The sequence below is a fragment of the Sphingopyxis sp. genome (assembly GCF_040216815.1).
In the GTDB taxonomy this organism is placed as follows: domain Bacteria; phylum Pseudomonadota; class Alphaproteobacteria; order Sphingomonadales; family Sphingomonadaceae; genus Sphingopyxis.
The window spans coordinates 255,971-270,159 of sequence record NZ_JAVJOJ010000009.1 but is presented as its reverse complement, the minus strand read 5'-3'; the positions used below and the strand labels follow the sequence as shown (position 1 = coordinate 270,159).

Genomic DNA, 14,189 nt, shown 5'->3' with positions numbered 1-14,189 from the left:
CAGACATGTGACACACAGTTCATCGTACGGTGAAGCGTATGCGGTCAATCGTCCGCCCGCCGGGGTCGACCAGCGCGAGCATATGACTGCCGGGGCGCGGCATGATCTGCGCGCCCGCATCCGCATCGCCGAGCGGTTTTTTGTCCAGAAGCAGACGGTATCCCGCGACCGACCCGCTGACCGTGACCGCCAGCCGCTGACGGTCCAGCGGAATGTCGGGATCGAGCGCATAGACGCTGCCGCTGACCGGGCTGGTGATCCGTGGGCGGCGCGCGAGTGCGGGCGCGGCGGCCATTTCACTTTGCGCGGTGCCGCGAACGAAATATTCGCGGCGCGGCGGCTCGCGCGTGCCGGGCAGGTTGATCCGCCGCGCTTCGACGCCGTCGGGCATGGCAGGCGCCTTGCCGGGATTGCCCGCGTGGAGCGCGAGCATCACGTCGCGCCACACGGGTGCGGCCCCCGACGTGCCCGACACGGCCCGCATCGAATCGCCCTCCAGATTGCCGACCCACACCGCGACGGTGAAGCGGTCCGACCAGCCGATGCACCAGTTGTCGCGCATACCCTTTGACGTGCCCGTCTTGGCCGCCGCCCAGAAGGGAAGGCGGAGCGCGCTGTCGGCGCCGAAAGCATCGGCGCGCGCGGACGCGTCGGCGAGAATGTCGCCGACGATGAAGGCGGCGGCGGGGCTTACGACCTGCCGCGCGCGCTCTGTCTTTTCGCTGCGCATGAAATGGACGGGGGCGTGGCGGCCCTGATTGGCCAGGGTGCGGAACGCATTGGCCTGTTCGACCAGCGACACCTCGGCCGATCCCAGCGCGAGGCTGAAGCCATAATATTCGCCGTCCTCGACAAGGCCGTGATAGCCGAGTGCCCACAGGCGGTCGCGGAATTGCTGGACGTCGTCGATGACGAGCGCGCGGACCGCGGGGACGTTGAGCGAGGCGGCGAGTGCATGGCGCACGCTGACCGGCCCCTTGAAACTGCGGTCGTAGTTTTTGGGGACATAGAGACCGGACGCGGTGTCGAGCTGCACCGGGCTGTCGTCGAGGATCGACGCTGCGGTGAGCCAGCCATGTTCGATCACCTGCGCATAGAGATGCGGTTTCAAGGTCGATCCCGCCTGTCGCCGCGCGTTGGCGCCGTCGACCGACGCTGCGGTCGATTTGAGACCGACGCCGCCGACATAGGCGAGCACATCGCCGCTTTCATTGTCGAGCACGACGACCGCGCCGTCGCGCACCCGATCCGACCCCAGCCCGGCAAGCTGGCGGCGCAGCGCGACGATCGCCGCGCTCTGGATGCGGCGGTCGATTGTGGTGGTGACGCGCTTGCCGGGCTTGTCGAGCAGGCGCACGGCGAGGTGGGGCGCCAGGCCGGGGTCGGCGCGCGCGGCGTGCTCGCCCGAAACGAGCGTCGCGGCGGCGGTGCGGATCGCCGCGCAATCGCTGGCCCCCGCGATACGGCACGCGCGGCGGGCGAGCGCGTCGATGCCCGCGCCGGGGTTGGGCAGAAGTCCGGCGAAGAGCGCGGCGTCGATGCGGTTCATCTCGGCGGGGGCCTTGCCGAACAGGCTCGCCGCACCCGCGCCGATGCCCTGGGCTTCGCCGCGCAGGGGCACGAGATTCAGATAGGCTTCGAGCATCTGTTCGTGCGTCCAGGCGTCGGCGAGGTGCTGCGCGGCGCGCATCTGGCGCAGCTTGGCGCGCCAGTCGCGCTGCCCCGGCTGCGCGAGGCCGGGGTCGAGGAAGGCGGCGAGCTGCATCGCGAGCGTCGAGGCGCCGCGCGAGCTGTTGCCGCTCTCGCGCGTCAATCGCGCGCGGATCGCGCTTCCCACCGCGAGCCAGTCGACCCCGCCGTGCGACCAGAAGCGGCGGTCCTCGGCGCGCACGACGGCGGTGCGGACGGCGGGGCTGATGTCCTTTAGCGGCACCCACGCGAGGCGGCGGCGCTGAAAATCCACGCGCTCGCTGTCGAGCAGGCGGCCGTCGCGGTCGTAGAGCCACGCTTCGCTGGGTTGCCAGTTGGCGCGGACTGCGGCGAAGGCGGGCATCGCGGGGGGGCGGGTGAGCAGGTGCGCAATGGTGGTGAGGATGAGCGCGGCGAGGGCGAACCACGCGAGGGCGTCGCGGAGGCGGCGCACGGGAAGTCGATTATCCACTTTCCGTTATCCCGGCGAAGGCCGGGATCTCATCATGGCGTCCGCTTGCGCCGTCGAGATCCCGGCCTGCGCCGGGATGACGGTCTCATATGAGGAGCTCATGGCCGAAATGCCCGGTCCATTTTGCCCGTCCGCATCGAGCGAAGTCCAGATGCTCCGCCGTTGCTCACGCTTTCGGGGTGTCTCGACTTCGCTCGACACGAACGGGAACAGGGCCGATAGCTTTCCATCACGATCCCACGCTCGCCACCGTTACCGGCGCATTGGGCCACTGACCGCGGATCGCGGGCGAATACATCGCCTCAACGCGCGTTGGCGGCAGGGTGAAGCGGCCCGAGCCATTGAGGCGCACGACATATTCGACCGCGTGCGTGCCCGCAGGCATCCAGCCGAAATAGCCGCGCCAGCTGTCTTTGCCGCGTTCGACATAGCTCGGCTGCGCACCCGATCCGCCCGCCTGGCTCGCCAGCATTTCGGACTGGCCGCCGAGGTTGCCGACGATCGTGGCGCCGGGCGCGATCGGATCGTTAACCACCACCCACGTCCGCCCCGCCGCCGCGACGACCTCGATCCGCACCTTGATCACATCGCCGCGCGTCAGCCGGTCCTTGTTCGCGGCCTTCACGATACTGACCGAGCGCTTGATCCGGTAGCCCGCGTTCAGTGGCTCCTTGAGCGGCACGGCCGCCTTCACGCTGACGGTTGCCCAGGGCGCGCCGCCGCCCTGATGGTTGAGGGTCATCGTCGCGGCGTTGAGCGCGACGCGGAGCGGCGAGGGGGCTTCGGCCGGAAGCGGCCAGCTTTGCGCGGCCGTCTCGCCCGCAAGGCCGATGGTGGTGACGCCGGTGATCGCGCTCGCCGGATACAGCTCGGCAAAGCGGCGGACGGTGACGGCGCCCCACGCATTCGCCGGGGTCGTGTCCCAATGCCCCTTGCGCTGGCGCTGCGCGACGCCGACCATCAGCTTGCCCGCGTCATCTTCCCAGCCCTTGCGGCCGAGCACGGCTTCGAGCGTCTTGATCGCCATTTCGTCGCCGCTGACCATCATCCACCACGGCGCGCGTGCATCGTCGACAAGGTCGAGGCGCGTGCCTTCGTAGACGAGGCGCTTGCGAAGCTCCGCTTCGGCCGCGGTGCGCAGCGCGGCGGCACCCCGTACCCCCGGCGTCCGCTCGATCGCGACAAGCCAGTCGGCGAGCGTGCCCGTTGCCATTTCACCGGGCGCCATGTCGATCGCGGCGACGAGGCGCGCGTTCGACGCATCGGCGCGTGCGAGCGCGGCGAGCGCGGCAATGCGGACGGGACGAATATCCCACGGGCCATAGCCGCGGCGCGTCAGTCGGCCTTCGACCACCGCTTGCAGCGCGGCGACCATTCTGGCGCGCGAGGCTTCGGGAATGGCAAAGCCGTTCGCCGCGGTTATGCCGAGCACATAGGCGGTAAGCTCGATCGAACCGGTGAGGCGTTCGTTCGGCCAGTAGCGGAGCAGCCCGTCGTCATCGAGATGGGTTGGCATCGCACCCGCCAGCGCCTGCCACCGCCCGAGGTCGCCGAGCGCGATCGCGCGCGACGTTTGCTGCTCGAAACAGGTGTAGGGATAGGCGCTCATATAGTCGCGCACCCCGGCGAGCGGCGGCGCGAGCGTGCCCGCGAGCGCGACATCGACATATCCGCCGGGCAGCGCGCCCGCGGGCACCGCGATCGGCAAGGTCGTGTTGGGGCCGACGCGGAACAGGCTGGCGGCCCAGGTTTCGACGGGCACCGCGGGTTCGACGACCTGTTCAAAGACCAGCCGGTCGCGCGCCTTGCCGTCTTTGGTTGCGGCTTCGACCGTCCATTCGATCGGCCCCGCCTTATCGGGCGCCGTCATCTGCCAGCTCACCGGCACGGCTCCGCCGGCGGGGATGGTGACGGTGAGCGGCGGTGCGGTTGCGATCGCGGGCGTCAGGGTCGCCGTAGCCGTGACCTCCATCGCCTTGTCGGTCCCGTTGCGGAGCGTGAAGCGCGCGTCGTAGGCATCGCCGGTGCGGACGAGTTCGGGCAGCCCGGCGAAAACGCCGAGATCCTGCACGGTGCGGACGCTCGTTTCGCCGGTGCCGAAAAATTGCGATCCGTCGGTCGCGATCGCGACGAGGCGGAAACCCGACAGATTGTCGCTGAGCGGCACGTCGATGCTCGCGCGGCCCTTGGCGTCGAGCGGAACATGGCCCTTCCACAAAAGCACGGGGCGGAAATCCTCGCGCGTCAGCCCGCTGAGATCGCCGCCGCCGCCGCCACCAGGCTCCAATGCCTTGCGGCCATAGTGGCGTTTACCCACAACCTGCATCTGCGCGGTCGAGGTGAGCACGTCGAGCGTGCGCTGTCCCATCATCGCCGAGAGGATGTCCCAGCTTTCATTGGGCGCGAGCTGGAGCAGCGCCTCGTCGACCGCGGCGAAGGCGACGTCGGCATTTCGGGGCGCCTTGCCGTCGGGGGTCTTGACCTCGATGCCGACCTTTGCCGTTTCGCGCACCGCATATTTTTCCTTGTCGGCCTTCACTTTGACGCCGAGCCGATGCCCTTCCCAGCCGACCTTGATACGCGCGATGCCCAGGCGATAGGCGGGCTTGGCCAGATCGACCAGCGCGGTGGGCGGCGCGCCCTCGCTGGTCTCGATCTTGAAGCCGACCGCGCGCTTCATCTTGCGGAACCAGCTTTCCTGGCCTGTCACACGTCCGCGCACCGCCATCACCGAGACATAGACATCGGGAGCGTAGGTTGCGGGCAGCTTGACCTTTACGACGGGGTTGGTGCCTTTCAAGGGCACGACGAAGCTGGACAGCACGCCTTCGCGTTCGACGGTGACGAGCGCGGTCGCCTCGCGGAACGGCATCCGCACCTGGAAACGCGCGGTGTCGCCGGCGGCGTAGCGCGGCTGTTCGGCGATCACGTCCATGCGGTCGCCATTGTCGCCGCCGAACCACCAGTCGTCGTCTCCCGCAAGCCAGACCGAGCGCACAGCGCGCGCTTCATTGCCGTCGGCATCGGTTGTGGTCGCAACGACGGTGACTTCGCCCGAAACGCCCGGTGCCATCGCGCAGCTTGCGCGGCCGAGCGCGTCGGTCGTCGCGGCGCAGTCGGCGGTGAGCCTGGTCGTGCGCATCTGGTTGTCATAGGCGTAGAAGCCGCCGATCAGGCGCCGCCGCGCGGTGATGATCTGGCGGCTGTAGAGCGCGACATTGACGCGCTGGCCGCGGATCGGCTTGCCGTCCAAGTCGAGCGCGATGAAGTTGAGGCGCAGGTCGTCGTCGCGCATCATCCAGCCATCGGTCTTGAGCCCGAGGCGCACGGCAGAGGGATAGAGGGTGATGCGGCGGCTCGACGTCAAAGTTTCGCCATTGGCATCCTCATAATCCATTTCGGCGGCCATCATCGTCGGCTCGGTGATCGGCTGATCGACCACGACGTCGGTGCGCGCGGTGCCGTCGGCGCCGAGCGTCAGCGGTACCGAGCGCGCGAGCGGCAGCTCGCCGCCGGGCTCCTCGCCGCTGTCGTCGAGCTGGACGATGCCTTCTTTCACCGGGCGGCCGTCGAAATCCCAGTCGCGATAATCCTCTGGCGGCGACCAGGCGGCGCGGAAATTGGTACGCAGCTCGACCGGGATGCCGGGGGCGGGGCCGCCCGACAAATATCCGACGAAGAGATTGATCGGCACCGTGGCGGGGCGCACGAGCCATCCCTTCGGCCCGGTGATCGCTGCCTTCATCGTCGGCAGCCGATATTCGTCGACGCGCACGCTCTGGCCGGTCCAGATGCTGTCGTCCTCGCCCTTTTTGTCCTTCGTGACGAAGACGAGCTCATAATCGCCCATCGGTGCCGAGGCGGGGACGTTCCAGATGGTTTCGCCGCTGCCGCCCGCGGGAATCGCGAAAGGCATCTCGAACTCGGTGTCCGACCCGCGGTGGACGAGGCGAAGCTTGCCCGCCATCGCTTCGGGGGTGCGAAAGCCGAGCCCGACGGGGCGGCGCAGCACATGCTTCATATGCACCGTCTCGCCCGCTTTCACGAGCGCGCGGTCGAAGATTGTGTGGAGGATGTCCTCGCGCTCCGACCAGCCATAGGGCAGGTCGAAATCATAGGGGCGGATGCCGTCGCCCCAGTCGGTGAGGGTGAAGCTGAAATCGTCGCCCGACCGCGCGCTGACCATCAGCGCATGGCCTTCGCTGTGCGCGGGGTCGGCGTCCTTTTCGCAGTTCGAGTAGGTTTCGGGCTGCGGCAGGCCCGATGGGAAGGCGAGGCGCCCCGCCTTGTCGGCGGTGCCGCGCGCAAGCAGGCGGCCGGTACAGCTGTCGGTGACGCGGATTTCGGCGCCCGCGACGGGCTGGCCGCTCGCGAGCGACGTCACCCACGCGAGCGAGCCTTCGCGGCCCCATTTGAAATGCACCGCCATGTCGGTGACGAGCGCGGCCGTCGCGACATAGCGCGTCGTCTTGCGGCCAAGCAGCGCGGCGCCAAGCTCGGGGCTGGCTATCTCGACGACGTGGAACCCCTTTTCGGCGAGCGGGATTCCCACGACTTCGAACGCCTTGCCGCCCGCGGGCGGGGTGAGCTGCATGTCGCGACGCTCGCCGCCCGAGGGGGCCCCCGCGAAAACCGATTTGGTGCCCGTGTAATTGACCGTGATCTCTTTGCCGCGGGCGTCCTTTTCCTCGCGATAGTCGCTGTCGTCGGCATCCTCGACGCGGCGGAGCCAGCGCGCGACCGCGGCATCGTCGTCGCCGACACGCAGCGTCGCGGCTGGCATTTTGAGGTTCTTCTGGACGAGCGAGGCTTCGACTCCGCGCACGGTGACGGGCAGCACGCCGCCCTCGCTCGCTTCCAAAATGCCGAACTCTGCGGCGAATTTGACCAGCGGCGGCGTTCGGTCGATGTGGAATTTAAGCGGGAAATTGGCGGCGTTGAGCAGCGCGCGGCCGCTCTGGTCGGTGACACCGCCAGGCAGGATCAGCGTGGCATCGACATTCTGCGGCAGCGGACCCGCAAAGCGCACCTGCGTCAGATAGGTGTCATTTCGGTCATCGTCATCGACCTTGGCTGCGATCGTCTTGCCATCGGCGGTGGTGAGCTTCGCCGCGAGCGCGGTGTCGCGCGCGACGGGCGCGGTGAAGCGCAGCGTGACATCCTTGATCGGGTTGCACCCCGCCTGCGGGTTGACGCGGCTGCACGACATTTTGGCGGTGAAGGCAGGGCGCACGTCATAGTCGAAGCGCTGGTCGCGTCCCGCGGTGCGGCCGGGCACCCCCGCCTGCGCGATGCGCGCGTCCCAGACGAGCGCCATGTCGCGTCCCGGCGGCAGCGGGCGGCGGCATTTGACGGGGACGATGCGGTCGAGCAGCGCCTCACGATCCGCGCCCGCTGCGGGCATATGCAGCGGCAACCCGGCGTCATAGGCAAAGGATTGGCGCGACCAATTGCCGTCGCCAAGGCCCGTCAAAATCTCTGTCGCGGTCGCGCGCGGCAGAACGTCGAGCGGGATTTTCTCGCCGATCCCGTCGACCGCGCAATAGCCGTAGCGGCCGACCGAGGCGCGGTCGGCGGCGACGTTGGTGGCGACGAGGAAGACCTGTTCCTCCTCGATCCCGCCGTCGATCCCGCCCGCGAGCACCGCGCGCGCGGAGGGGCCACCGGTGTCGATCGCGAAGCGGTCGTTGCCGGTGACGGCGACGCCGCGCGCCGTGACGAGGCCCTGGCGCAGCTCGACATGGCAGCGCAGCCCGCCGGGAAGCGGTTTGTCGAATTCGAGCACCCAGGTGCGCGTGTCGACCCAGCGGCCGGTCGACGGGCGCTTGCAGTCGTTGGTCGCCGGGGCGGTGGCGCGCGGATCGCCGAGCGCGACCATGTCTTCGGAAAAGCGCAGCGTGAAGCGGGTGATCGTGCCTTCGCCGGTGCCGCTGCTACCCGGAGTCGCGAGCGTGACCTGCGGCACGGTATCGGCGGCGGTCGCGGCCATCGCGAGCGTCAGCGGGACGATCAGCGCCAGTTTCGTGCGGCTCCCCAGCCAGCTGCCCAGCTTGCGCCATTCGATCGTCATCACACCGCCTCCCCCTCGCTGGCCCGCACGTCTATCCTGCTGGAAAGAAGGGGATGAGTCCACCCGCCACCGCACTTCGCGCACGCTTAATCGACGATCGCGGCCGGGCTGTGACGGCGATCACAGACGTGCGAAAAAGGGATCGGCGCGCGGTCAGCGTGCGAGCATCGGCCCGAGCTTTTGCCCCGCAAAGATATGGACATGGAGGTGCGGCACCTCCTGATGGCTGTCGGGGCCGACATTGGCGAGCAGGCGATAGCCGGGGACGACGAGCCCCGCGTCGCGCGCGACCTGCCCCACCGCGCGAACGAAACCGGCGATTTCGGCGTCGCTGCCGCGTTCGGAGAAATCGTCCCAGCTGACATAGGCGCCCTTGGGAATGACGAGAATGTGGAGCGGCGCCTGCGGATTGATGTCGTGAAAGGCGAGCGCAAACTCGTCCTCGTAGACGGTCTTGGACGGAAGCTCGCCGCGCAGGATGCGCGCGAAGATATTGCTGTCGTCATAGGGCAGGGTGGCGTCGATCGGCATGATTGTTCCCTCCTTTCTTACGTCATCCCGGCGAAGGCCGGGATCTCGCCGGTGGGTCTTGGCGACAGGGTGAGATCCCGGCCTTCGCCGGGATGACGAATATGCAAAGGCAGGCTGGTTCTGGTCGATAGACCCCTCACGCGCGGCTGGCTTTTTCGGCGTGGCCCGAGGTGCCGTGGCGGCGGTCGAGTTCGGCGGCGATCGCGTCCCAGGTGAGGCCGCGTTCGGCGAGCAGAATCGACAGGTGAAAGATGAGATCGCTCGCCTCGCCGATCAATTCGGGATCGTCTTCGCTCACCGCGGCGATCACCGCCTCGACTGCCTCTTCTCCGAGTTTCTGCGCGATCTTGCCGCGCCCCTTCGCGGCGAGGCTCGCCACATAGGAGAGTTCGGCCTCGCCCGCGGCAATCCGGTCGTGGATGACCTGTTCAAGTCGCCCCAGCGTGTCGCCCATTGCCTTGCTCATCACGACGATCCTTTCGCGGGCGTGGTACCGCGCGCGGCCAGCGTGGGCAAGCGCCGCCCAAAAATTACTGCGCCGTCAACCATATTGAAACGCCTTGGGCATAAGGTCGGGCGCGCCGGGGGGCGATATCGATTTCAGTCGGACAAGGATGGTAATGATGGGCACCCGCTCCCAGGTGGTTTTGGCCGCAACGGCTTCGGCGCTCGCTTTGACGGCGAATCCGGCGATGGCACAAGAGGATGGCGACATGATCGTCGTCACCGGGTCGCGTATCGCGAAGAGCGAATTTACGAGCGCCGACCCGATCCAGATCATCGACCCCGATACCGCGAAGTTGCAGGGGCAAGTCCAGCTCGCCGACATGCTGCGATCGGCGCCCGCGGCGCAAGGGTCGATCCAGATCACCTCGGCGATTTCGAACCGCTTTGTCGCGAACGGCGGCAATGATGTGCAGTCGCTGTCGCTGCGCGGGCTGGGGGCTGAACGCACCCTCGTGCTGATCAACGGCCGCCGCGCGGGGCCCGCGGGCATTCGCGGATCGGTCGCACCCTTCGACCTCAACGTGCTGCCGCTGTCGGTGGTGCGGGAGGCCCAGCTTCTGAAAACCGGCGCCTCGTCGATCTATGGGTCCGATGCGGTTGCGGGCGTGGTCAACATTTTGACCCGCGATGACCTCGACGGGTTCGAGGGCGGGGGTTTCTCGTCGATCACCGAGCATGGCGGCGGCGAAAGCTATGGCGTCGATGCGAGTTTCGGCAAAAAGTTCGACCGCGGGCATTTCTTTGCGACGGTCGACCTGTTCCGCCAGCAGAATCTGACGCGGCGCGACCGCGGCTTCCTTTTCTGTTCGGAAGAGTATCTGAAGCGCGAGGCCGACGGCAGCCGCGCCGACATCATCGATTTCCGCACCGGTGCCCCGGCGTGCAGCAGCACCTTGGGCAATGCGATCGTCTTCGGCGATTTTTCGGGGGTCGATCAGAACGGATTTCCGACCTTTGGCCCCGGCCTCATCGCGCCGAACGGGCAGGCGATCTTTGCCGGCCAATATGGCGCCGAGTTTGCGGGCGTCGGCATCCCGATCAACGCCTATAACCCCATCGGCGTGTTCGGCCCGGCCGACTTCTTCGGGGTCAATTTCGACGGCCCTTCGACGGGCGCGCTCAACCAGTTCGAGCCGGTCGAGCAGGATTCGGACGTGTTTTCCGCCGTCAGCCGCGTGAGCGCCTTTGCCGACGGTGCCTATGAGGTGACGGGCGGCATCGTCGCCTATGGCGAGTTCCTGTTCAGCAACCGCAAGTCGCACAACAACGGGTTCCAGCGGATCGAGATCGACCAGTTCACCGGCGCGTCCTTCCTGCCGCAGTTTCTGTGCGATCCGACGCAGTTCAACTGCAGCCCGGCCGACCTTGGCGATCCGTTCAACGCCGAGTTCGGCGGCAATCTGATCCTCCGGCCGCGCGTGCTTGTGAAGTCGGAAAGCCGCGCCGACGTCGATTATTATCGCGGGGTCTTCGGGTTGCGCGGCGATTTCGGCCAAGCGTGGAAATGGGATGTTCACGGTCAGCACAGTCGATCGGACGCCCGTTACACGCAGGATGTAATCTATCAGGATGCGATCGCATCGCAGACGCTGCGCACGCGATCGTGCGCCGGCACCACGACCGCGATCCGCGGCGCCGAGTGTATCGACATCGACTTCACCGACCCGCGCGTCCTCCGCGGCGACTTCACCCCCGCCGAGCGCGCGTTTCTGATGGGGCGCGACACGGGGCGGACCTTGTTCAAACAGACGTCGGCCGAAGCGTTGCTGACGGGCAAGCTGCTGAACCTGCCTGCGGGGCCGGTCGGTGTCGCGGTCGGCGTGAATATCCGGCGCGACGAAATCGACGACACGCCGGGCGAAGCGACGCTGACGGGCAATGTCGCCAATTTCACCACCTCGGGCATCACCGCTGGCCGCACCGTCGCGAAGGAAGTCTTTGGCGAAGTCGAAGTGCCCTTGCTCGAAGGCGTGCCGATGATCGAACGGCTGACGCTGTCGGGCGCGGCGCGCTACACCCACGTCGAGGCGACGCGCCGCGACGGTGTAGAGGATCATTTCAGCGATACGACGTGGAAGGTCGGCGCCGACTGGGCCGTGACCGGCTGGCTGCGCCTGCGCGGCACCTGGGGGACCTCATTCCGCGCGCCCGCGCTGTTCGAACTGTTCCTTCAGGATCAGACCGGGTTCCTTGGCCAGCAGGCGATCGACCCGTGCATCCAGACCGCGGCGCGGCTGGCGATGGGGGCGATCAGCCAGCGCATCTTCGACAATTGCGCCGCCGACGGCATCGCGCCCGATTACGCCGGTGGTATCGCGCCCGCGACGATCGTGTCGGGCGGCGGTATCGGGCGGCTCAAGCCCGAAAGCTCGACCGCAAAGACGGTGTCGGTCATCCTGACCCCCGATCTGTCGGGCGCGCTGTGGGGCGGGATGAAGGCGCGCCTCGCGGTCGATTATTTCGACATCAAGGTTAGGCAAGAGATCACCCTGCTCGGCGCGGGCAACATCCTGCGCGGATGCTATGATTCCGACGCTGCCGACGAACCGCTGTGCGGACTGTTCACGCGCGTCGCCGCGGGGCCGAACGCGCAAAGCGTCGCGAGTGTCACCGACCGCTATGTCAACATCAGCCGCCAGCAGGGTCGCGGCGTGGACCTGTCGCTCGCGCTCGATCAGGAGCTCGGCAACCTCGGCTCGCTGGCCTTCCGCGCGCAGATGACCTGGCAGGTGGAGGACAAGGTCGCGCTCTTCCCCGGCACCGAGATCGACGACAATGGCAAGATCGGCAATCCGAAATGGGTCGGCGATTTCAATCTTGGCTGGAGGAAGGGCAGCTGGACGCTCTTTTACGGGCTCGACGTCACCGGCGCGGCATCGAACAAGGAGGATCTGCTCCGCGCGCAGGGCGGCGACCCGTGCCGCAGCTCTGCCTTCCGCCCCGGCGGGCGTTTCTGCCCCGATGTCAGCGTGCCCGCGACCTTTTATCACGCGCTGTCGCTGAGCCGCGACGTCGCCGACCGCTTCCGCATCACGCTGGGCGTCGCCAATCTGTTCGACACGCCGCCGCCGCGCGTTTCGACCGTCGTTACCGCAACGCCGCCGGTGATCGGGCAGGCGCCGGCATTCGGGACGCAATATGATTATCTGGGGCGGCGATTCTTCCTGGGTGTTCGCGGCACGATCTGACGCGGCGCGTGACGCAAAAAAGGGGCCGCTCGCGCAGCCCCTTTCCCGTGCTGGCGTCGCCGGTCAGCCGAACAGCCGTTCGGCATAGGCTTCGCGCAGCTGCACCCAATTGTCCCAGTGCGGCGCCGCCGGTGTCTCGCGCACGCGCGCTTCGAGCACGTCGAGATGCGCGTGCCACCCCGCGCTGACATTCAGCAATATATCGCGGTCCTCGATCCGCTTGTGCACGATGGTGAGCAGGACGTCGGCGCCCCGCTCCTCCAGCATGAAGGTCACGCCGCCGGTGCTGCCCCAGCTGATCGACAAGAGGCGCGGCGGGTCGATCGCCGTAACCTCGCACAGCATCCGGTGTTCGTCGCCGAAACCGTCGGGGCGGATGCCCGGCGGATCGGTGAGTTCGTCGTTGCGCCACACGAGTTCGACCGGTGCGCCGACCTTTTCCTCCATGGCGCCCGCGGCGAGCCACTGGCGGCGCAAATCCTCGTCGGTCAGATAGGCCCAGACGCGCTCGACGGGGCCCGGCAGCAGGCGCGCGATCGTCAGCGTCGCGGGTTCGGTGAGCAGGCCGTAGCGGTCTTCGTCAAGCATCGTCGTCATCGTCATTCTCCTTTGTTTCGGGGGAGGGGGGCTTTCGGAGGCGGCGGCGTTGCCGCGTCGTCGGCGCGCAGGATATTTTCGAGCAGGTCGAGGCGGTCGGTCCAGAAGCGGCGGTAGATCGCGATCCACTGGTCGGCGCGCATCAGCGGCACGGGGTCGAGGCTGCACATATGCGTGCGTCCGCGAACGTCGCGGCGGACGAGTCCGGCCTTTTCAAGCACCTTGATATGTTTGGACGCCGCCGCCAGCGACATGGCGAAGGGTTCGGCGAGTTCGCCGACGCTGCGCTCGCCGTCGGCAAGTTCGCGAAGCATCGCGCGCCGCGTCGCGTCGCCTAGCGCGTGAAAAACGGTGTCGAGCGTATGCGAATCATGTTCAACCATGGGGTTGAATATGGCGCTCGTCTTTTAATTGTCAACCATTTGGTTGAATTATTGTTCGTCGACCCCGGCGATCCGGTTTCCGGCGTTTTCCCGATAGAGCGTCCAGTCGGCCGGACATTTGTTCACCGGTCGGGGCAGCCCCTGCATCCCCTCGGTGACCCAGCAGTCGTTGTAAATCGAGCAATAACAGGCGCGAACCTTGAGCTTCCATCGCTCCTTGTTGAGCGCTTGCCAAACCGTCTCGGTCGTGGGCGTGCGCGGAAAGCTGATAAATTCGACCGTTTCGCCGGGCCGCACCGCGATCCCGGTCGAGGGCGAAGTGGAGAAGCGCAGCCCACGCGGTTCTCGATCCGTGCAGCATTTTTCCAGCAGGTCGAGCGGGGTGGCGATCGGCTTCCCTTCATAACGGATTTCGATGGGGCCGAGGATGGCCGGTCCGACGCCATTGTTCGTCAGCGACAGCGCAATATCCTGATTGCCCTGCTCGTCGCCGTTGCTGGTCCCGAAAGTGACGAAGGGCATCACGCCGCCGGTCTGCATCTTTTGCGTCGCGTCGGCCTGAACAAAGGCGAAATAGGCGAGGGCGAGCGAAGCGATGAGCGCGGGCAGGCCGATCAGGAAATGCGCGATCGTGATGAAAGGCAGATAGCGCAGCAGGTGCGATCCGACCGCCGATGGCGAGGAGGCGGATGGCGCGGATGGGGTGGGGGTGTCGTGATCGGACGGATCGGACATCGACGGGGCTCTCCTGA

8 protein-coding genes are annotated in these 14,189 nt (G+C 67.3%); 1 reads left to right on the top strand and 7 read right to left on the bottom strand.

What is annotated here, in order from left to right; translation table 11 throughout:
• Positions 1–19: 19 nt before the first annotated feature.
• The 4 genes from pbpC to RIA72_RS11830 all read right to left on the bottom strand — a co-directional run bounded on the left by pbpC (position 20) and on the right by RIA72_RS11830 (position 9,228).
• Positions 20–2,161 carry a penicillin-binding protein 1C gene (gene pbpC / locus RIA72_RS11845; protein WP_350032259.1) on the bottom strand — a complete coding sequence of 714 codons (2,142 nt, stop codon included), beginning with the start codon at positions 2,159–2,161 and terminating at the stop codon, positions 20–22.
• Between the two features lie 229 nt (positions 2,162–2,390).
• On the bottom strand, positions 2,391–8,231 hold the full coding sequence (locus RIA72_RS11840) for an alpha-2-macroglobulin family protein (protein ID WP_350032258.1): 5,841 nt from the start codon (positions 8,229–8,231) through the stop codon (positions 2,391–2,393).
• A gap of 153 nt (positions 8,232–8,384) precedes the next feature.
• The gene (locus tag RIA72_RS11835; protein ID WP_350032257.1) at positions 8,385–8,762 is read right to left on the bottom strand and encodes a histidine triad nucleotide-binding protein; all 378 of its coding nucleotides are present in this window, start codon (positions 8,760–8,762) and stop codon (positions 8,385–8,387) included.
• Between the two features lie 136 nt (positions 8,763–8,898).
• Positions 8,899–9,228 carry a phosphoribosyl-ATP diphosphatase gene (locus RIA72_RS11830; protein WP_350032256.1) on the bottom strand — a complete coding sequence of 110 codons (330 nt, stop codon included), beginning with the start codon at positions 9,226–9,228 and terminating at the stop codon, positions 8,899–8,901.
• A 157-nt stretch (positions 9,229–9,385) separates the two neighbouring features.
• Here RIA72_RS11830 and RIA72_RS11825 point away from each other — a divergent pair, with 157 nt between their 5' ends.
• Positions 9,386–12,457: a TonB-dependent receptor domain-containing protein gene (locus RIA72_RS11825; protein WP_350032255.1), complete on the top strand. Its 3,072-nt coding sequence runs from the start codon at positions 9,386–9,388 to the stop codon at positions 12,455–12,457.
• A 63-nt stretch (positions 12,458–12,520) separates the two neighbouring features.
• Here RIA72_RS11825 and RIA72_RS11820 read toward each other — a convergent pair whose 3' ends face one another.
• Genes RIA72_RS11820 through RIA72_RS11810 form a run of 3 tightly spaced genes read right to left on the bottom strand, consistent with a single transcriptional unit; the run spans position 12,521 to position 14,172 of the window.
• Positions 12,521–13,054, bottom strand: a complete 534-nt coding sequence (locus RIA72_RS11820) for an SRPBCC family protein (RefSeq protein WP_350032254.1) — start codon at positions 13,052–13,054, stop codon at positions 12,521–12,523.
• Between the two features lie 2 nt (positions 13,055–13,056).
• Positions 13,057–13,437 (bottom strand): ArsR/SmtB family transcription factor, encoded by a 381-nt coding sequence (locus RIA72_RS11815; RefSeq protein ID WP_350032253.1) that lies wholly within the window; start codon positions 13,435–13,437, stop codon positions 13,057–13,059.
• Positions 13,438–13,485: 48 nt separating this feature from the next.
• Positions 13,486–14,172 (bottom strand): hypothetical protein, encoded by a 687-nt coding sequence (locus RIA72_RS11810; RefSeq protein ID WP_350032252.1) that lies wholly within the window; start codon positions 14,170–14,172, stop codon positions 13,486–13,488.
• Positions 14,173–14,189 lie beyond the last annotated feature (17 nt).